Below are 19,000 nucleotides of genomic sequence, written 5' to 3'. Positions count from 1 at the left end.
CAGGCCTCGGGCGAACTGCGCGCCTGTCGGTTTCAGAACTCTCAGCCCAGCAGGCCCAGCCAGGGGTCTCGGATGAAGGACAGGGACACGATATAGGCCAGCAGCAGCAGGGTGAGAAAGTACAAGGGCAGGCTGAAGTCTTCGTCCTGCATGGCGAAATGCGCGCAGGCGCCATAGCCTGTGACGGCCAGCAACTTGGCCATGAGCCAGCCATCGCGCAATGGGTTGAAGCTGAGCAGGCCCCAGAGACTGAGCCCGCTGACCACCAGCAGCATGTTCACCCCGAAGGCGATGACACCGCCACGGCTGTCCACTGCCCAGCGTCCGCCCAGGTGGTAGAACAGACCGCGGCCGGCGAACAGCAGGATGCTGCACCAGCCCAGGATGCGGTGCATCTCCAGCATCTGCGTGTAGAACCAGTCCACGTGGCGCTTGTCCTTGAGGATTCGGGCGCGGCCCTGGTGGCCGCGCTCGCAGTCGGTCGCCGGATCAGCGCAGTTGCAGATCGTCGTCGCTGAAGCGGATATTCAGCGGTTCGATCAGCAGCTGCTTGGGGCCCTCTTCAAGGCTGCCTGCGACCCAGGCATCGATGCCGCAGGCCTTGGCCACTTCCACCGTGCGGGCGGCATCTGCAGCCGGCACGAAGAGCGCGAAACCCGCGCCCATGTTCAGCGTCGAATAGGCCTCGCGGTCGTCCTGCTTGGCCTGTTCCTGGATGAACTTGAGCACCGGGGTGACCGGTGGCACGGTGTGGATACGGTAGGTGAACTGGCCCGGGTGGCGCAGCAGCTTGCGCCAGCCGTGACCGGTGATGTTGGCGCAGTAGTGCGGCTGGATACCGGCCTTGAACAGGGCCTCGGTCACCGGCGAGTAGAGCATGGTGGGTGCGAGCAGGGCCTCGCCGTAGCTCAGGCCTGGCGCAATCTCGGTGAGATAGCCCTGGGGCAGGCGCTCGACCAGCTTGCGGGCCAGGGACAGGCCGTTGGCGTGGATGCCGCTGGAGGCCAGCAGCACGATGGCATCGCCCGCGCCCAGCTTGTCGCCCACCGACAGGCGGGTCTTGGGATTGATCAGGCCGGTACAGGAGGCAGCCAGGTCGATGCGGCCCTCTTCCACGATGCCGGCCAGGGCCGGCGTCTCGCCGCCACCCCAGGCCACCTGGCAGGTGTCGCAGGCCTTCTTCCAGCCTTCGACCAGGGCCTGGGCGCGCAGCTTGTCGCCAAACCAGTCGGATCCGCCCGCCGCCCAGTAGGCCTGCACGACCAGGGGTGTGGCGCCGACCGTGATCAGGTCATTGATCGCCATGGCGATGGTGTCCTGGGCAATGCCGGCATAGAAGCTCTTGCCGGTGAGCTTGCTCATCTCGTCGGCCACCAGGGTCTTGGTGCCCAGGCATTCCACGATGGAGGCCAGATAGAAGGGGCCCACATCCACCACATAGGCCGACTCGCCGCGCGAGGCCGGCACTTCGGCAAAGCCGTGGCCGCCCAGATGGGCGCCGGTGGCGGCGGCGGCCCGCTGTGCGGCAATCTTCAGCGGGTCGATCAGGTCGTAGTTGACACCGGCTTGCTCGTAGCTGAGGGTGTCGGGCGAGGAGGGGGCGTGGGTGCTCATGGCGTGATTATCGGCCATGCGCGAGGGGCGAGTTGCGCCCGCATGCGCCGCCGCCGCCGCTGCTGCGGCGCCAGAATGCGATGTTCCTGGCCCGGCCAGCGTGGCGGCCGGGAGGACCATTCCGTGGAGATCAAGCAATGATGATGAGCAGTGCCCTTGCCCGACCCGTGCTGGCCATTCACGGCGGGGCCGGTACCCTGCGGCGCGGCAGCCGGAGTGCCGAGGCCGAGCAGGGCTACCGGCGGGCCTTGCATGACATTCTGGAGCAGGGCCAGTCACAGCTTTCTGCCGGCGCCCCCGCGCTGGATGTGGTGGTCGAGGCCGTGCGGCAGCTGGAGGAATGCGAGCTCTTCAACGCGGGCAAGGGGGCGGTGTTCACCGCTGCGGCCCAGCATGAGCTCGATGCCTGCGTGATGGATGGCCACAGCCTGAACGCCGGCGCGGTGGCCGGTCTGCGCCGCACCCGCAACCCGGTGCTGCTGGCTCGTCAGGTGATGGAGTGCAGCCCGCATCTGATGTTTATCGGCCAGGCGGCCGATGAGCTGGCGAGGCGTTATGGACTGGAGTGGGTGGAGCCGGACTGGTTCTCGGTGCCCCAGCGGCTGGAGCAGCTGAGGCGGGTGCAGGCCAGCCAGGCCGGGCAGGTGCTGGACCATGACGGGCAGGCCCTGAGCCAGGGCGAGGGGCCGCTGGATGAGCGGCACAAGTTTGGCACCGTGGGTGCGGTGGCCCTGGACGCGCAAGGGCATCTGGCCGCGGCCACTTCCACGGGCGGCATGACCAACAAGCAGCCGGGGCGGGTGGGCGACTCCCCCATCGTCGGGGCGGGCTGCTATGCCAATGACGCGACGGTGGCCATTTCATCCACCGGCACCGGCGAGGCCTTCATCCGCGCCTGCGCTGCTCACGATGTGTCGGCCCTGATGGAGTATGCGGGCCTGGACCTGCGCTCGGCCTGCGAGCGTGTGGTCATGGACAAGCTGCCGCGCCTGGGCGGCGAGGGGGGCATGGTGGCGGTGTCGGCACAGGGTGAGGTCTGCCTGCCTTTCAACACCGAGGGCATGTATCGCGGCTATGTCCGAGTCGGCGAAACACCTTGGGTGGGCATCTACCGCGAGGCCCCATGAGGTGGCAGCCGCGCCGCCCCGCGCGGCGTGCGTGGCCGGCTTGCGCCTGAGTTCTCACTAGAATCGCGGCCCATGAGCTACCAGGTCCTCGCGCGCAAGTACCGCCCCCACAGTTTTGAAGAGCTGCGGGGCCAAGAGCATGTGGTGCAGGCCCTGGCCAATGCGCTCACGCAGCAGCGTCTGCACCATGCCTACCTCTTCACAGGCACCCGGGGGGTGGGCAAGACCACGGTTTCGCGCATCCTGGCCAAGAGCCTGAACTGCACCGGCGCCGACGGGCAGGGCACGATCACGGCCCAGCCCTGCGGCGTCTGCGAGGCCTGCCGCGACATCGATGCCGGCCGCTTCGTGGACTATGTGGAGCTGGACGCGGCCTCCAACCGCGGCGTGGAGGAAATCTCCCAGCTGCTGGACCAGGCCGTCTACAAGCCGGTGGTGGGGCGCTTCAAGGTCTACATGATCGACGAAGTGCATATGCTCTCCAACACCGCCTTCAACGCCATGTTGAAGACGCTGGAGGAGCCGCCCGAGTACCTGAAGTTCGTGCTGGCCACCACCGATCCGCAGAAGGTGCCGGTCACCGTGCTCTCGCGCTGCCTGCAGTTCAATCTGCGGCCCATGGCGCCGCAGACGGTGTTGGAGCACCTCACCGCCGTGCTGGCCACCGAGAGCGTGCCGGCCGAGCCCGGCGCGCTGCGCCTGCTGGCGCGTGCCGCCCGTGGCTCTATGCGCGACGCGCTCTCGCTCACCGATCAGGCCATTGCCTTTGGCGCGGGCCAGCTTTCAGAGCCTGGCGTGCGCCAGCTGCTGGGCACGGTGGACCGTGGCCATGTAACGGCCATCGTCGATGCCCTGGCTGCGGCCGATGGCCCGGCCCTGGTGGCCCAGGCCGATGCCCTGCGCGGCCTCGGCCTCTCGCCCGCCGGCACCCTGGAAGACCTGGCCCATCTGCTGCAGCAGATGGCCGTGGCCCAGGCCGCACCCAAGGCCCTGGACGAGCAGGATCCCGACACGGCCGAGGCCAAGCGCCTGGCGGCCCTGCTGCCCGCCGACGAGATCCAGCTGATGTACAGCATGGCCCTGCATGGCCGGCAGGAGCTGGCTCTGGCGCCGGACGACTATGCCGGCCTGACCATGGTGCTGCTGCGCATGCTGGCCTTTCGCCCCGGTGCGGGCGGCGGCTCCGGCGGCGGCGGCGGGCTGAGCGCGCCGCGACGCGCCGAGGTGCCGGTCAGCGCGGCGCCTGCCTCCGCGGCTGCGGCGCCTACGCCGGCCAGTGCCCCATTGTTGCGCCCGGCGGCCCCCACGCTGAGCGTGAAGCCGCCCGAGGTGGCGGCGCCTGTGGCAGCCGCTCCCGCGCGGGCACCTGTACCGGTGCCCGTGCCCGTGCCCGCTCCAGTATCTGCCCCCGCACCCGTTGTGGCGCTCGCGCCGGCGCCGGAACCGGTGTCCGTTCCTGAGCGCGCGCCCGCAGCCGCCGTGGTGGCGCGTCCACCGGCCGACCCCAACTCGCCCAGCGCCCGCCTGCGTCCCCGCCCTGTGGCGCCCGCGCCGGCTCCGGCCGAAAGTTCCGCTGGCGGTGAGGATCTGCCGCCCTGGCTGGATGCGCCGCCCATGGATGAGGAGGGCGCCTCCGCCGGACCCTCTGACGCCGACTTGGGCGAGCTGGAAGAACTGGACCTGCCCGGCGCCGGTGCGGCCGGTGGCGGGGCGTATGCGTCGACCGCCGGTGCCGATGTGCCCCTGGTGGCCACGCCCCTGGGCGAGCGTTGGGCCGCTCTGGTCAAGCGCTTGTCCCTGGTGGCCATGGCCCGCGAGCTGGCCCTGCAGGCCGAGTGCATCGCCTTGGACGAGTCGGGCGAATTCAGCAGCTTCACCCTGCGTGTGGAGCGCGACTCGCTGCGCCAGCCGGGCCTGCAGGACAAGCTGCAGGTGGCCCTGTCCACCTTGCTGGAGCGTCCGGTGCGCGTGGACTTGGTCCAGGGCCTGGCCCAGGACTCGCCGGCCCTGCGCGATGCGGCCGAAACCCAGGCGCGCCAGCGCCAGACCGAACAGATCGTGTTTGACGACCCCCTGGTCCGGCAGCTGCTGAGCCAGTTCAAGACGGCGCGTATCGTGCCGGGATCGATCAAGCCGCACTGATTTTTTTCGAACCCCGGGCCTAGCGGATTCCCCGCGGCCCATCCCCCGTTTCCCAAGGAGATCGCACCATGATGAAGGGTCAACTCGCCGGCCTGATGAAGCAGGCCCAGGCCATGCAGGACAACCTCAAGAAGGCCCAGGACGAGCTGGGCAACATCGAGGTCGAGGGCCAGTCCGGCGCCGGTCTGGTCAAGGTCGTGATGACCTGCAAGCACGATGTGAAGCGCGTCACCATCGACCCCAGCCTGCTGGCCGATGACAAGGACATGCTGGAAGACCTGGTGGCCGCCGCCTTCAACGACGGCGTGCGCCGTGCCGAGGCCGTGAGCCAGGAGAAGATGAGCAAGCTGACCGCCGGCATGCCCCTGCCGCCCGGCATGAAGTTCCCCTTCTGACCCGCTCATCTTGACGGCGCTTGAACAACTGATCGAGGCGCTCAAGCGCCTGCCCGGCGTGGGCCAGAAGTCGGCGCAGCGCATGGCCTATCACCTGCTGCAGCACGACCGCGAGGGCGCGCGCACCATCGCCCAGGCCTTGGCCACGGCGGCCAGCCAGGTGCGCTTGTGCGAGCGCTGTCACACCTTCAGCGAGGCGCCCGTCTGCGAGATCTGCAGCGACACGCGGCGCGATGCCAGCCTGCTGTGCGTGGTGGAAACGCCCGCCGACCAGGCGGCCCTGGAGCGCAGCGGCTCCTTCCAGGGCTACTACTTTGTGCTGCAGGGGCGGCTGAGCCCGCTGGACGGGCACTCCACCCAGGCCATAGGCGCGCAGCAGCTGCTGGCGCGTGCGGCCGAGCCGGCGGTGCAGGAGGTGATCCTGGCTACCAGCTTCACGGCCGAGGGCGAGGCCACGGCCCATGTGCTGGGCGAGGCCCTGCGCGCGCGCGGCATCAAGGCCACGCGCCTGGCGCGCGGCGTGCCGGTGGGCAGCGAGCTCGAGTATGTGGATCTGGGCACCATCGCCCATGCGCTGGTGGATCGCCGATAAGAGGCGCTAACAAGGAAGCGACACGCCATGAGCGTTGCCAACTACTGCATTCTGGTGGCCTGCGCGCTGCCCATCGTCTGTGCCGGTCTGGCCAAGTCCAAGGGCTTTGGCAAGCGCCGTCGCGAAGGCGGCTATGACAACAACAACCCGCGCGAGTGGATGGCGCGACTGAGCGGCTGGCAGGCTCGCGCCAATGCGGCCCAGGCCAATAGCTTCGAGGCCCTGCCGCTGTTCATCGCCGGTGTGCTGGTGGCCCAGCAGCTGGGGGCCGATCAGGCGCGTGTGGACATGCTGGCCCTGTCCTTCATCACCTTCCGCCTGATCTACATCGGCCTGTACCTGGCGGACCAGGCGCCTTTGCGCTCACTGGCCTGGGCGGCCGGTTTCTTCAGCGCCGGCGCGCTCTTCTTCGTCTGAGCTGAGAAAGCTGCTGGCGCGTTCGCGCCCCAAGCAAAACGCGCCCCGCAGGGCGCGTTTTCTTTTGCGGATTGCTGCCGCTGCCGCCGCAGCTTCAGCGCTTGCTGGGCTTTTGAACCCCGGCCACGCTGCGCGCGGTCTTGACGCTGGCGCGGGCGCCGTTCGGCGTGCTGCGCGCGACCTTGGCACCCGCTCCGCGGCTGACGCGGCCCTTCTCGACGCGCGGCTTGGCAGCCAGGTAGACCACCAGGGTCTGTCCGGTCTTGAAGCTGGCCTGAGGTGAGACCTTGTTCCACTGCGCCACCTGGCTGGTGCTCAGCTTGTAGCGCCTGGCCACGGAGGCGACCGTCTCGCCCTTGCCCGCTTTGAGGCTGACCCGGCGCAGCGGCGGGGCATCGGGCGCCAGGCTGATGCTGGCGTTGTCGGCCAGATGCTCGGAGACGTCTTGGTCGCGCTTGCCGCCGCGCGGCACCAGCAGGGTGGAGCCGGCCTTGACCAGCATGCGAGGCGGGATGCGGTTGAGCTCGCGCAAGGCGTCCTCGCTCATGCCCACCTCGCGGGCGGCCTCGCCGGGCTTCATGGTGCGGGGCAGCACCCAGGCGGTCCAACTGGCCAGGGGGCCGCGGTGTGCGGCCAGATTGCGGGCACAGGCCTCGGCATTGTCATAGGGCAGCAGCACCTTGCTGCCGGCCGCCGCCAGCAGCACCGGCTTGTTGGCCTGGGGGTTGAACTGCTTGAAGCGGTCCAGGGGCATATCGGCCAGGCGCGCCGCGACCTCGACGTCGATGTCGCGGTCGATGGCCACGCTCAGAAAATAGGGGTGGTTGGCCACTGGCGGCAGCGTCAGCGCGAAGGCCTCTGGCCGCTGCACGATGTTCTTGACCGCCTGCAGCTTGGGCACATAAAAGCGCGTCTCGTCCGGCATGCGCAGGCTCTCATAGTCCGTCGGCCGGCCAGCCTTCTGGTTGCGCGCGATGGCGCGCTGCACATTGCCTTGCCCCCAGTTGTAGGCGGCCAAGGCCAGATGCCAATCGCCGAACATGGCATGCAGGCGTCCCAGATAGTCCAGGGCGGCACGGGTGGAGGCCAGCACATCGCGTCTGTCGTCGCGGAAGATGTTCTGCTTGAGGTCGAAGTCGCGGCCCGTGGCGGGCATGAACTGCCACATGCCGGTGGCCTTGGCGCTGGAGACCGCATGCGGGTTGAAGGCGCTTTCGATGAAGGGCAGCAGGGCCAGCTCCATGGGCATGCCGCGTTTCTCGACCTCGACCACGATGTGGTAGAGGTAGCGGCTGCCGCGTTCGGTCATGCGGGCCACATAGTCGGGGCGATCGCGGTACCAGGCCTCGGCCCGACTCACGCCCTCGTTGTCCAGGTCGGGCATGGCGAAACCGCGGCGTATGCGTTCCCACAGGTCGTCGCGGGCAGCGCTGTCATCCAGATTGACCTGGCTGCCGGGCTGCACATCGTCTTCCACCTGGGGCATCGCGGCACGCGCGCTGGCCACGGGGGGCGGGTCCAGCGGCGCGATGCTGGGCTTGATGCCCAGACTCTGGGGGGACTGCTGGGCGTTCGCGCTGGCGGGCGGTGGCGGCGGCAGGCTGGCGCAGGCGCTGAGCAGCAGGGCCAGGCCGCTCAGGGCCAGCGTCTGCGGGCGCAGGGACATGCGTGAGGAGGATGGCAGAAGAGAGGAATGGGCTGGGGGGCGCTGCTTGTTCATCGGAACTCGTTCTTCCATTGCCGCAGGAGGGCGAATACCGCGGCGGGCTCTGCTTCCTGCGCGGTCAGGGATTCGGGACTGCGCGCCAGAGCGGCGGCGCGCACGGCTGCCTGGTCGCAGCGCAGAAAGGGGTTGATGTCCAGTTCCTGCCCGATGCTGGAGGGCAGGGTCGGCAGTTCTTGCTCACGTCTGGCTTCGCACCAGGCTTGGTAGGCGGCCAGGGCCTGGTTGCCGGGCTCAATGGTCCGCGCAAAGCGCAGATTCGACAAGGTGTATTCGTGGGCGCAGCATACCCGGGTATTCCCGGGCAGGGCGGCCAGACGCTGCAGCGAGGTCCACATCTGAAAAGCCGTGCCCTCGAAGATGCGGCCGCAGCCACCCGAGAACAAGGTGTCCCCGCAGAACAGCAGCGGAGCCTGGTCCGGCGGACTGGCATAGAAAGCCAGATGCCCCGCGGTGTGGCCCGGAATCTCGATGACTTTCAGGGTCTGCCCCAGCAGGGTGAGGGTCTCGCCCTCGCGCAGCGCCCGATAGCGATTTGGCGGCGCCGGAATGGACTCGCGCGCCGGGCCACAGACCTGGCCTTGCAGCACGTCCATCAGTGGCGCCAATCCCCCCACATGATCGGCATGATGATGGGTCACTAGAATGCCTGCCAGACGGAGCTTGAGGCGCTCGAGGGCGGCCAGCACCGCGGCGGACTCGCCAGGGTCCACCACCAGGGCCTCGCTGCCGTCGTGCAGCATCCAGATGTAGTTGTCGGTGAAGGCGGGCAGCGCGAGCAGTTCCAGGCCCATGCAGCGGATTCCATGACGCATGAAGCATCAATTGTAGAGTTGGCGGCCTGGTTGCAGACACCGGCCGGACGCTATCTGCTGGCCTGGGAACAGGCGCAGCTGGACGCGGCGGTGGTGGACGTCTTCGGCTTCCATGCGCTGCAGCTGGGGCTGCCCGAGTTGCAGGGCCTGCGCGCCAATCGCATGCCGCAGCGCTGGTTGGCACTGGACGAGGGCAGGGCGCTCGGCGCGCCGCCGCTACGGCATGAGGGCGCTGCCCTGATGTGCGAGTTCGAGGCCTTGCCTTTCGACAGTGCCAGTCTGGATCTGGTGCTGCTGCCGCACACCCTGGAGTTTGCTGCCGACCCGCACCAATGCCTGCGGGAGGTGGAGCGTGTGCTGCGGCCGGAAGGGCGACTGGTGATCCTGGGCATCAATCCCGCCAGCAGCTGGGGCCTGAGGCAGAATCTGGGCCGGCTGGTGGCGCGCCTGCCGGGTGTCGGGTCGGATCTCTATCTGCCGCGCGCCGGCGATTTTCTGGGCTACTGGCGGCTGCGGGACTGGTTGCGTCTGCTGAACCTCGAGGTCGAGACGGCCCGCTTCGGCGCCTATGCGCCCCCCTTGCGCAGCGAGAAATGGCTGCAGCGCTGGAACTGGCTGGAAGGCCTGGGGCAGCGCTGGTGGCCGGTGTTGGGGGCCAGCTACTTTCTGGTGGCCGTCAAGCGCGTGCACGGCATGCGTCTGGTCGGACTGTCTCGGCAGCGCGCGCGCATTCGACAGGCCCGTGCCGCAGTGGCCTTGCACCAACATCACAAGCAGTAAGCAAACACAGAGTCAAGACGCATGAACAGCGAAACCCGGCCCGCGGCGGCCAGCTTCCCCAAGCCCCAGGTGATCATCTACACGGATGGCGCCTGCAAGGGCAATCCCGGCCCCGGCGGCTGGGGCGCCTGGCTGCGCAGCGGGGACCATGAGAAGGAGCTGTTCGGCGGCGAGCGCAACACCACGAACAACCGCATGGAGCTGACCGCGGTGATCGAGGCTCTGGCCTCGCTCAAGCGCAGCTGCCGCATCACCGTCTTCACGGACAGCGAGTACGTGCGCAAGGGCATGACCGAGTGGATTGCCAATTGGCAGCGCCGCGGCTGGAAGACGGCCGATGGCAAGCCGGTGAAGAATGCGGAGCTCTGGCAGCGCTTGGACGCGCTGCGCAAGCTGCACGAGGTGGACTGGCGCTGGGTCAAGGGCCATGCCGGCGACCCCGGCAACGAGCGGGCTGACGCTCTGGCCAACAAGGGCGCCGCCTCTCTTTGAGTCTCGGGCTGGTGCGCGTGGAGAGTGTGGCTCCATTTGTGCGCTCTGCGCCCTTGTTCGCCATTCATCCCCAGCCTTCCCGGTTTGGGGCCAAAAGCCCCGCGATAGCGCTGCATGCGAGGGGGTTCGCCGCTACAGTGCGCGCTCGGAGAAAAAACGATGGGCATCAAAAAACTACATAGCGTGGTTGCCGTGCTGGCGATCGCCGGGCTGAGCGTCTTCGCATGGTGGTGGCAGAAACAACCGGCCTCGATGCCGGCGGCCTCAGCCAAGGCAGGCGGCGCGCCCAGCGGCGGGCCTGGAGCCGGGGGACCTGTCAGCGTGGAGGCCGGGCGTGTGCAGACCATGAGCATGGCGGATGAAGCCCAGGCCGTGGGGACGCTGCGTGCACGGCAGTCCGTGACGCTCAAGCCCGAGATCAGCGGGCGGGTCGTCAAGCTGGGTTTCGGCGACGGGCAGCGCGTGCGCCGCGGCCAGCTGCTGGTGCAGCTGGATGATGCCCTGCAGGCGGCCCAGCTGCAGCAGGCCGAGGCCCAGGCTGGCATCGCCCGCACCCAGCTGGCGCGCAATCGCGAGCTGCTGGCGCAGAGCTTTGTCTCGCCCAGCGTGGTGGATCAGGCCGAGGCCACGCTCAAGGTGGCCGAGGCCCAGGTGGCCCTGGCCAAGGCCCAGCTGGAGCGTCTGCAGGTGCGTGCGCCCTTTGATGGCGTGGCCGGCATACGCCAGGTGAATCTGGGTGACTATGTGAAGGACGGCAGTGAGCTGGTGAGCCTGGAGGATGCCTCGTCCATGTGGGTGGATTTCCGTCTGCCCGAGCGCTTCGTGCCGCGCCTGCGCCTTGGACAGGCCGTCGCCGTGACCCTTGATGCCCTGCCCGGCCGAGAGTTCGAGGCCCAGATCGAGGCCCTGGATGCCCAACTCGACACGAATGGGCGATCCATGCTGGTGCGTGCCCGCCTCAAGGGCGATACCGCCGCGCTGCGCACGGGCTTGTTTGCGCGGGTCAAGGTGGTGTTCGCCTTGCGCGAGCAGGCCCTGGTGGTGCCCGAGGAGGCTCTGGTTCCCCAAGGCGGCAAGCAGTTCGTGATCAAGCTGGTGCCGGCAGGTGAAGGCAAGCCGGGCTTGATGTCCGAGCGCATCGAGGCCCGCCTGGGCGTTCGCGTGCCGGGCAAGGTGGAGTTGCTGGAGGGGGTCAAGGCCGGTGATCTGGTGGTCACGGCGGGGCAGTCGCGTCTGATGCGCGGTGGGCCTCAAGCGGTGAAGCTGGTGGACCTGGACAAGCCGGCCGCACCGAAGGCGTCGGCCTCGGCGGCCAGCCGCTGAGCAGGGGCGCGCCATGCGTATCTCCGAGACCTCCATTCGCCGCCCGGTCTTCGCGACCGTGATGTCCCTGCTCTTGGTGCTGGTGGGCCTGGTGTCCTTCGGCAAGCTCTCGCTGCGCGAGTACCCGCGCATCGATGAGCCGGTGGTGACGGTGAGCACCCGTCTGGTGGGCGCTTCCTCCGAGGTGATCGAGACCCAGGTCACCAAGCCGTTGGAGGATTCCATCGCCGGTATCGATGGCGTGGATATCCTGACTTCGATCTCCCGCTCCGAGCAGAGCCAGATCACGGTGCGCTTCAAGCTGGAGAAGAACCCCGATGATGCGGCCGCCGATGTGCGCGACCGTGTCTCGCGCGTGCGCGGCCGCCTGCCTGCTGCGGTGGATGAGCCGGTGGTGGCCAAGGTCGAGGCGGACGCCACCCCCACCATCTGGCTGGCCTTCACCAGCGATACCCTGGACCCCTTGCAGATCACCGATCTGGTCAACCGCGTGGTCAAGCCGCGCCTGCAGACGGTGCCCGGCGTGGCCGATGTGCAGATTGGCGGCGACCGCAAGTACTCCATGCGCGTGTGGCTGGATGCGGATCGGCTGGCGGCTTACAAGCTGACGGTCCAGGACGTGGAAGACGCGCTGCGGCGCCAGAACCTGGAGGTGCCGGCCGGTCGCATCGAGAGCCAGCAGCGCGAGTTCAATGTGACCGCGCGCACCGATCTCAACACCGTGCCGCAGTTCGGCGAGGTGGCGCTCAAGCAGGTCAATGGTTTCACGGTGCGGCTCAAGGATGTGGCCCGCATCGAGGAGGCCGCGGCCAGCGAGCGTTCGCGCGTGCGGCTCAATGGCGTGCCCTCGGTGAGTCTGGGTGTGATCCGGCAGGCCACGGCCAATCCGCTGGAGGTTTCGGCCGGGGTCCGCGCCATGCTGCCGCGCCTGCAGCAGGATCTGCCGGATGCGATCCGGGTGATGCCGGCGAATGACAACTCCATCTTCATTGATCGCTCGATCAAGTCGGTCTACCAGACCATTGCCGAGGCGGTGGTGCTGGTGGCTTTGGTGGTCTTCGTTTTCCTGCGCACCCTGCGGGCCTCCGTCATTCCCCTGGTCACCATTCCGGTCAGCCTGATTGGTGCCTTTGCCCTGATGGCGGCGGCGGGCTTCACCGTGAACACCCTGACCCTGCTGGCCCTGGTGCTGGCCATTGGTCTGGTGGTGGACGACGCCATCGTGGTGCTGGAGAACATCTTCCGCCATATCGAGGAGGGGCTGGAGCCCTTCCAGGCCGCGCTGAAGGGGGCGCGTGAGATCGGCTTTGCCGTGGTGGCCATGACCCTGACCTTGGCCGCGGTGTTTGCGCCCCTGGCCTTCACGCCGGGCCGCACCGGGCGGCTCTTCACGGAGTTTGCCCTGACCCTGGCGGGCGCTGTGATCGTCTCGGGCTTTGTGGCCCTGACCCTCACGCCCATGATGTGCAGCAAGCTGCTGCGCCACAACCCCAAGCCCACACGCTTCGACCAGGGCATGGAGCGGGTGCTGGTCTGGATCAGCGATCGCTATGCATCGCTGCTGCGTTTCGCCCTGCGGCAGCGCTGGTTGGTGGTGCTGGTGATGCTGGCCTCGGGGGGCTATAGCTGGTGGCTGTTCAGCCATGCCAAGAGCGAGCTGGCGCCGCTGGAGGATCGCGGTGTGATCTTCATGCCCGTGAGCGCGCCCGATGGCGCGACGCTGGAATTCACTGCACGCTATCTCGATGCGATCGAGCGCATCACCTCGGCCTATCCAGAGTTTGACCGTCGCTTCCTGTTTGCGGGCGGCTCCACCGTGTCGCAGGCGACGGCCATCATGCGCACCGTGGACTGGGCCGATCGCAGCATCAGCACCCAGGAGCTGGCTCGCAAGCTGCAACCGCAGCTGGCCGGCCTGCCGGGTATCACGGTCTTCCCGGTCACGCCGCCCAGCCTGGGCCAGGGCTTTCGCGAACGGCCGATCAATTACGTGATCGTCACCAGCGACAGCTATGCCAATTTGGCCCGGGTGACTCAGGAGTTCATGGCCGCCCTGGCCAAGAACCCCGGCTTTGTGCAGCCCGACAACGATCTGCGTCTGAACAAGCCCGAGGTCTTTCTGGAGGTGGATCGCGAGCGCGCAGCCGATCTGGGTGTGAGCGTCGATCAGGTGGCCCGCACCGTGGAGACCATGCTGGGCGGCCGCAATGTCACCCGGTACAAGCGCGATGCGGAGCAGTACGACGTGATCGTGCAGACTGACGCAGCCGGTCGCACCACGCCGGAGCACATCGAGAAGCTCTTTGTGCGCGGGCGCAATGACACGATGATTCCGCTGGCCAGCCTGGTCAAGGTGCGCGAGGCGGTGAGCCCTCGCGAGCTCAACCACTTCAACCAGCGCCGCTCGGTCTCGATCACGGCCAATCTGGCGCCCGGCTATGCCCTGGGCGAGGCTCTGGCCTTCATGGACAAGACCGCCAGCGAGGTGCTGCCCATGGGCTACGCCACCGAGCTCAACGGCGTGTCGCGCGAGTACAAGAGCAGCAGTGGCGCCCTGGGGGTGGTTTTCGTGCTGGCCCTGCTCTTCATCTTCCTGGTGCTGGCCGCGCAGTTCGAGAGCTTTGTGGATCCGCTGGTCATCATGCTGGCCGTGCCCCTGTCCATGGTGGGGGCGCTCGCGGCCCTGCAGTGGAGTGGCGGTACGCTGAATGTGTACTCGCAGATCGGTCTGATCACCCTGGTGGGCCTGATCACCAAGCACGGCATTCTGATCGTGGAGTTCAGCAACCAGCTGCGCCAGCAGGGCAAGGAGATGATGGAGGCGGTGGTGGAGGCCTCGGCCCTGCGTCTGCGGCCCATCCTGATGACCACCGGCGCCATGGTGCTGGGCGCCGTGCCCCTGGCCCTGGCCACGGGTGCGGGCGCGGAGAGCCGTCAGCAGATCGGCTGGGTGATTGTGGGCGGCATGAGCTTTGGCACCCTGCTGACCATCTTCGTGGTGCCGACGATGTACACCCTGCTCGCGCGCAAGCGCGTGCCAGGGGAGATCACCACACCGTCTCTGGCGGGCTGATGGGCTGATCGGGCGTCTGGCGCGACCTCAGCCCGGGCTCGCGTAGTCGCGCAGGCCCTGCAGGCTCAGCACCTCGATGCCGCGTCGGCCCACCTGGAGCAGACCGGCGTCTTCCAGCACCTGCAGTGCCGCGTTGGCCCGCTGGCGCGAGACGCCGGCCAGCTGGGCCACCTCGGCCTGTCGCAGGTCCAGGAAGAGCCCCGGCTCGGGGTAGAGCTCCGGGTTGTAGAGGCCGGCCAGGCTGCGGGCCACGCGCGCCGTGGAGTCCAGCAGGCGGTCATTGCAGAGTTGGGCGATGAAGAAGCCCATGCGCGCGCTCATCAGCTGCTGCAGATAGTGGTTGAAGGGCAGGCTGCTCGCGCGCAGCCATTCGAAGGTCTCGCGCGGGATCAGGGCCAGGCGGGTGTCACGCAGGGCCACGGCGTCATACTGCCAGCGCCCGCGCTTGATCAAGGTGCCCTCGCCGAACCAGCCGCCTGGGGCTGTGCCGATCAAGGCCGTCTCACGTCCGTCGGCGCTCCAGATGCTCATCTTGCCGAAGCCGCTGATCAGGCCGATCCAGTGCTCGGCCTGCTCACCGGTGCGCACCATGGGCTGGCCGGCCGCTACCGGGCGCTCACGTGCGTGCTGGATCACATGCTGGAGTTGGGCGGCGCCGAGCTGGCGGCCCCAGACGGACTTCTCAAGCATCTCCTGCAGGGTCATGAACGGCATTTCCTTTTCGAGGCGGCATGGGGCTGGGCTAGACTGCGCCGCAGAGCTTATCCCGGCCAGCGCCATGCAAGACCACGACGCCGCTTTGCAGCACAACCATTCGCTGATTCCCTGGCATTCCATGTTCATGGGCGTGGCCCTGCTGGCGGCATCACGCTCCAAGGATCATCGCAAGCGCAACGGGGCCTGCATTGCCAGCGTGGACAACAAGATCGTGGGCGTGGGCTACAACGGCCTGCCGCGGGGCTGCAACGATCAGGATCCTGCCTATTGGGCGGACAACGACGCCGACCCCTTCCAGTCGCGCCACAGCTATATCGTGCATGCGGAGGTCAATGCCATTCTCAACTGCGTGGTGCTGCCTCTGACCGGCAGCACCATCTACACCACACAGTTCCCTTGCCCCCGCTGTGCCCAGTCCATCATCCAGGTGGGCATCGCCCAGGTGGTCTATCTGGAGAAAAAGTCGCACCAGGTGGCGCTCAACAGCGCCTCGGACAAGATGCTGTCCGATGCCGGGGTGCGCGTGCTCTCGCTGGAGCAGCTGGAGTCACCCTCGGCGCAATGGTGCGGCAAGCTGGATGAATTCATACGTGCCACCGGCCCCGTGATGCATCGGGGAGGAACTTGAGCGCAAGCAGGGGGTGAAAGCCGGGCTTTTTCCGGCTTAAGTTTGGGGCGCGAGCGGCATCATGAACGCATTCGGATTGCGCAGAGAGCCATCATGATCGTTCCCAAGCACCTTGTTCCCGCCCAGGCCCGCCAGGGTTTGGCTTGGGCTGAGTATGCCGAGTTGGACGGTGTGGAGCTGCCTGAACTGGGCCTGCCCATGCTGGCGCCGGTCAATGCGGCCGAGCTGGAGCAGCTGCACGTGCTGATGCATCGCCAGCGTCTGGGCCTGCAGACCACGCGCATGCTGTACGACCGGCTGTACGCCTTCGAGCGCTTGGCAGCGGCCTATGCCAGCAGCGATGAAGAGCTGCGGGAATTGGCGCTAGAGCTGTTCCAGCGCTACCAAAGCACGGGCGAGTGGATCGGCCTGGCGGTGCACTGAACGCCGGCTTATCGGCAGGTGCCGACTCCGGTCGCCCGAGACCCCGAACGCAAGGCCCTCATTTCGAGGGCCTTGCTGCTTTTTGGGGCGGGCGTGCCGGGTGCCTATAGCGCGGTCAGCCAGTCGCAGCGCAGCCTGCCGCAGCGGTGCAGGCGCAGGCGCATTTGGGTGTAGGCCGTGGGCAGCAGATAGCCCAGCAGGCACAAGGGCAGGGCAACCCAGAGGTCGCTCAGCAGCAAACCCGGGACGCCGGCCCAGCCCAAGACCCAGAGTATGAGCACCAGGTCCCAGACCTGAAGCTCAACGGGGTGGCGGCCGCCATGCAGCTGCATCCATCGGCGCACCTGGCAGGCTTGCTTCAAGGTCATGGCAGGCTCCTCGATGTCGGCGTGAGTCAGTTTGCTGTCAGGATTCTAGGCGCGATTCCTAGGGAAAACACCGAATCGCTTGCCGAACGCGGCCTGCGCCTGGCTGCTCGTCGCCCCACGATAATTCGGCGGCCCAGATCTGCAGCCGATCCGAATGCTTGTTGTTTTTTGGCGCTGCCTACGGACGAAGTGAGGCCTGTCACGAGGACTACATAGTCCGTCGCGAAACTGAAATAGTCGGCGAAGAGTGGGTCGGGCCTGATTTGCGCGTCGTGGCGGTATCAGGTTTTGCCCCCCTCTGGCACGCAGCTTGCGTGTGCGGCCTGGCCTAGAGCGCTGCCCAAGTCGGTTCGGGTGTTTGATCTCGGATTCCTGGCGGCAGGCTCTTGGGGCCACAAACGTTTGCGCTTTACAAGCGGTACTTCCTCGGTGTGTGGAAACCGCGAACTCAAACGTTTGCGGCTTTGGGCGGCAGTACAGTTTTTTAACGTCAGGGCATGGCAGGCGCGAGTCTGCGTTCATCTCGAGGAGTGAAAAGTGAATAGCAACCGTTGGAGTTTCACAAGGACCGCGCTCAGCGCGGCGGCGGCCATCGTCGTCGCGGCCCCGGTCATGGCACAGAACACCACGGCCGCCATCGGTGGTCGTGTGATCGGCGCAGATGGCAAAGCTATTGCCGGCGCAAACGTTAGCGTCCAGCACCGCGAGTCGGGCTCGGTCAACAATCTGGTGAGCGACGCCGAAGGTCGCTACTCGCTGCGCGGTCTGCGCGTGGGTGGTCCCTATGTGATCACCGTGAGCAAGGGCTCTGACAAGGAAGTCCGCGACGGCATCTATCTGGCACTGGCCGAAACCCTGAACCTGGATGTGACCCTGGGCGGCAACAAGCTGGACACCGTGGTGCTGTCCGGCTCCCGCGCTCAGGTCGGCGCCTACAACGCTGGTGCCACCGGCGCCGGCACCAGCCTGGGCCGCCAGGAATTGGACGCCTATGCCTCCATCTCGCGCAGTCTGCAGGACTATGCCCGTATCGATCCGCGTCTGGCGCAGACCGACAAGGAGCGTGGCGAGATCTCAGCCCTGGGTCAGAACTCGCGCTTCAACTCCATCACCGTCGACGGCGTCAACATCAGTGACACCTTCGGTCTGGAGTCCAACAACCTGCCCACGGCCAAGCAGCCGATCTCGATCGACGCCATCCAGTCGGTGCAGGTGAACCTGTCCAACTACGACGTGACCCAGAAGGGCTACACCGGCGCGAACATCAACGCCGTGACCAAGTCGGGCACCAACGAGCTCAAGGGCAGCGTCTACTACGTCTACCGTGACGATGGCTTGTCCGGCCTGCGCTACAACCGCAGCAACGACAGCTACTTCTATCCGCTGGCTTTCACCGAAGAAACCAAGGGTGCCACCCTGGGCGGTCCGATCATCAAGGACAAGCTCTTCTTCTTTGCCAGCATTGAAGAACTCAAGAGCGACCGTGCCCAGCCCGAGTTCGGCCCTGTGGGCTCGGATCTGACCAATGTGGCCATTTCCGCGGACACCATCACCAAGCTGCAGCAGCTGGCCAAGACCCGCTATGGCATGGATGTGGGCTCGCTCAACGAGAAGACCAAGCTGAACGTTCGCGATGCCCTGCTGAAGCTGGACTGGAACATCAGCGAGCAGCATCGCGCGAACATGCGCTTCTCGCGCACCGAGCAATCCGAGACCAATAACGGCAGCTTTACCGGCTACAGCGCCACCTCGCTGCAGCTGACCTCGGCCTGGTTCACCCAGCAGAAGACCGTGGACACCGTGGTGGCCCAGCTCTTCTCCGACTGGACTCAGAACTTCTCCACCGAGCTCAAGGTCTCCAGCCGCGACTACAACAGCGTGCCGGAGAACTACAGCAACCTGCCGTCCATGGCCCTGCGCTTCAGCGGCGCAGCGCCGGTTGGCACCCCGGCCGGTGTGTCCGCGAGCAGCAATCGTTTCCTGAACTTCGGCACCGAGCGCAGCCGCCACTTCAATGTGCTGGACACCAAGACGCTGGACGCCTATCTGGGCGCCAACCTGGTGCTGGGTGATCACGAGATCAAGTTCGGTGGTGATCTGCAGCGCAACAAGGTGTTCAACGCCTTCTTCCAGGACACCAAGGGCAACTACACCTTCGCCTGCGGCAGCAATCTGACGTATGCGCAGTGCGAGGCTCAGGTGCTGGACAACTTCAGCCGCGGCAATGCGCTGAACTACTCCTACCAGGTTCCGGTCGCTGGCACCACGCTGGATGAAGGCGCCGCCCGCTTTACGCACACCAGCACCGGCCTGTTCCTGCAGGACACCTGGGCCGTCAATGACAAGCTGACTCTGGGCTTCGGTCTGCGCT

General features: G+C 67.0%; 18 protein-coding genes. 12 read left to right on the top strand and 6 right to left on the bottom strand.

The features are described 5' to 3' along the window. Positions 1–41: 41 nt before the first annotated feature. Complete coding sequence (locus ACK5F2_RS10870) at positions 42–425, bottom strand: SirB2 family protein (RefSeq protein ID WP_409864614.1); 384 nt, start codon at positions 423–425, stop codon at positions 42–44. 64 nt (positions 426–489) lie between these two features. Continuing rightward, entirely contained in the window at positions 490–1,614 is a 1,125-nt protein-coding gene (locus tag ACK5F2_RS10865) for an AIR synthase-related protein (RefSeq protein WP_409864613.1), read from the bottom strand. Positions 1,615–1,757: 143 nt separating this feature from the next. On the opposite strand from ACK5F2_RS10865, the gene ACK5F2_RS10860 reads away from it, so the two are divergent. The 5 genes from ACK5F2_RS10860 (at position 1,758) to ACK5F2_RS10840 (ending at position 6,287) form a co-directional block, all read left to right on the top strand. Further along, positions 1,758–2,741, top strand: a complete 984-nt coding sequence (locus ACK5F2_RS10860; RefSeq protein ID WP_409864611.1) for an isoaspartyl peptidase/L-asparaginase family protein — start codon at positions 1,758–1,760, stop codon at positions 2,739–2,741. 72 nt (positions 2,742–2,813) lie between these two features. After that, positions 2,814–4,883: a DNA polymerase III subunit gamma/tau gene (gene dnaX, locus ACK5F2_RS10855; protein ID WP_409864610.1), complete on the top strand. Its 2,070-nt coding sequence runs from the start codon at positions 2,814–2,816 to the stop codon at positions 4,881–4,883. Positions 4,884–4,951: 68 nt separating this feature from the next. After that, positions 4,952–5,278 (top strand): YbaB/EbfC family nucleoid-associated protein, encoded by a 327-nt coding sequence (locus ACK5F2_RS10850; protein WP_133602573.1) that lies wholly within the window; start codon positions 4,952–4,954, stop codon positions 5,276–5,278. Positions 5,279–5,288: 10 nt separating this feature from the next. Then, the gene (gene recR / locus ACK5F2_RS10845) at positions 5,289–5,870 is read left to right on the top strand and encodes a recombination mediator RecR (protein ID WP_409864608.1); all 582 of its coding nucleotides are present in this window, start codon (positions 5,289–5,291) and stop codon (positions 5,868–5,870) included. A 27-nt stretch (positions 5,871–5,897) separates the two neighbouring features. Beyond that, positions 5,898–6,287, top strand: a complete 390-nt coding sequence (locus tag ACK5F2_RS10840) for an MAPEG family protein (RefSeq protein WP_409864607.1) — start codon at positions 5,898–5,900, stop codon at positions 6,285–6,287. A gap of 94 nt (positions 6,288–6,381) precedes the next feature. On the opposite strand, the gene ACK5F2_RS10835 is transcribed toward ACK5F2_RS10840, so the two are convergent. Both ACK5F2_RS10835 and gloB read right to left on the bottom strand, forming a co-directional pair. Further along, complete coding sequence (locus tag ACK5F2_RS10835) at positions 6,382–7,953, bottom strand: transglycosylase SLT domain-containing protein (RefSeq protein ID WP_409864606.1); 1,572 nt, start codon at positions 7,951–7,953, stop codon at positions 6,382–6,384. Between the two features lie 50 nt (positions 7,954–8,003). Further along, positions 8,004–8,825 carry a hydroxyacylglutathione hydrolase gene (gloB, locus tag ACK5F2_RS10830; RefSeq protein WP_409864605.1) on the bottom strand — a complete coding sequence of 274 codons (822 nt, stop codon included), beginning with the start codon at positions 8,823–8,825 and terminating at the stop codon, positions 8,004–8,006. Between gloB and ACK5F2_RS10825 the strand changes: the two genes are divergently transcribed. The 4 genes from ACK5F2_RS10825 (at position 8,817) to ACK5F2_RS10810 (ending at position 14,493) form a co-directional block, all read left to right on the top strand. Then, the gene (locus tag ACK5F2_RS10825; protein WP_409864604.1) at positions 8,817–9,605 is read left to right on the top strand and encodes a class I SAM-dependent methyltransferase; all 789 of its coding nucleotides are present in this window, start codon (positions 8,817–8,819) and stop codon (positions 9,603–9,605) included. The two genes, gloB and ACK5F2_RS10825, sit on opposite strands and share 9 nt — an antisense overlap. Before the next feature lie 21 nt (positions 9,606–9,626). Beyond that, positions 9,627–10,097, top strand: a complete 471-nt coding sequence (gene rnhA, locus ACK5F2_RS10820) for a ribonuclease HI (protein ID WP_409864603.1) — start codon at positions 9,627–9,629, stop codon at positions 10,095–10,097. A gap of 114 nt (positions 10,098–10,211) precedes the next feature. Further along, positions 10,212–11,420: an efflux RND transporter periplasmic adaptor subunit gene (locus ACK5F2_RS10815; protein ID WP_409864602.1), complete on the top strand. Its 1,209-nt coding sequence runs from the start codon at positions 10,212–10,214 to the stop codon at positions 11,418–11,420. Between the two features lie 13 nt (positions 11,421–11,433). Beyond that, positions 11,434–14,493, top strand: coding sequence for an efflux RND transporter permease subunit (locus tag ACK5F2_RS10810; protein ID WP_409864601.1), 3,060 nt, complete (start codon positions 11,434–11,436; stop codon positions 14,491–14,493). Between the two features lie 27 nt (positions 14,494–14,520). Here the strand turns inward: ACK5F2_RS10810 and ACK5F2_RS10805 are convergent, their stop codons facing one another. Then, positions 14,521–15,198, bottom strand: a complete 678-nt coding sequence (locus ACK5F2_RS10805) for a Crp/Fnr family transcriptional regulator (protein WP_409864600.1) — start codon at positions 15,196–15,198, stop codon at positions 14,521–14,523. Positions 15,199–15,271: 73 nt separating this feature from the next. On the opposite strand from ACK5F2_RS10805, the gene ACK5F2_RS10800 reads away from it, so the two are divergent. Both ACK5F2_RS10800 and ACK5F2_RS10795 read left to right on the top strand, forming a co-directional pair. Further along, complete coding sequence (locus tag ACK5F2_RS10800) at positions 15,272–15,838, top strand: deoxycytidylate deaminase (RefSeq protein WP_409864599.1); 567 nt, start codon at positions 15,272–15,274, stop codon at positions 15,836–15,838. 93 nt (positions 15,839–15,931) lie between these two features. Next, a complete protein-coding gene (locus ACK5F2_RS10795; RefSeq protein ID WP_409864597.1) occupies positions 15,932–16,261 on the top strand; it encodes a hypothetical protein in 330 nt (109 codons plus the stop codon). A gap of 104 nt (positions 16,262–16,365) precedes the next feature. On the opposite strand, the gene ACK5F2_RS10790 is transcribed toward ACK5F2_RS10795, so the two are convergent. Next, entirely contained in the window at positions 16,366–16,629 is a 264-nt protein-coding gene (locus ACK5F2_RS10790; RefSeq protein WP_409864596.1) for a hypothetical protein, read from the bottom strand. A 537-nt stretch (positions 16,630–17,166) separates the two neighbouring features. Here ACK5F2_RS10790 and ACK5F2_RS10785 point away from each other — a divergent pair. Then, a partial coding sequence (locus tag ACK5F2_RS10785; RefSeq protein ID WP_409864595.1) for a carboxypeptidase regulatory-like domain-containing protein occupies positions 17,167–19,000 on the top strand: 1,834 nt, incomplete at its 3' end.

The sequence above is a fragment of the Roseateles sp. genome, from assembly GCF_046300915.1.
Taxonomy (GTDB): Bacteria; Pseudomonadota; Gammaproteobacteria; order Burkholderiales; family Burkholderiaceae_C; genus Kinneretia.
The sequence above is the reverse complement of the archived record's forward strand: the minus strand, read 5'-3'. Positions and strand labels throughout refer to the sequence as shown.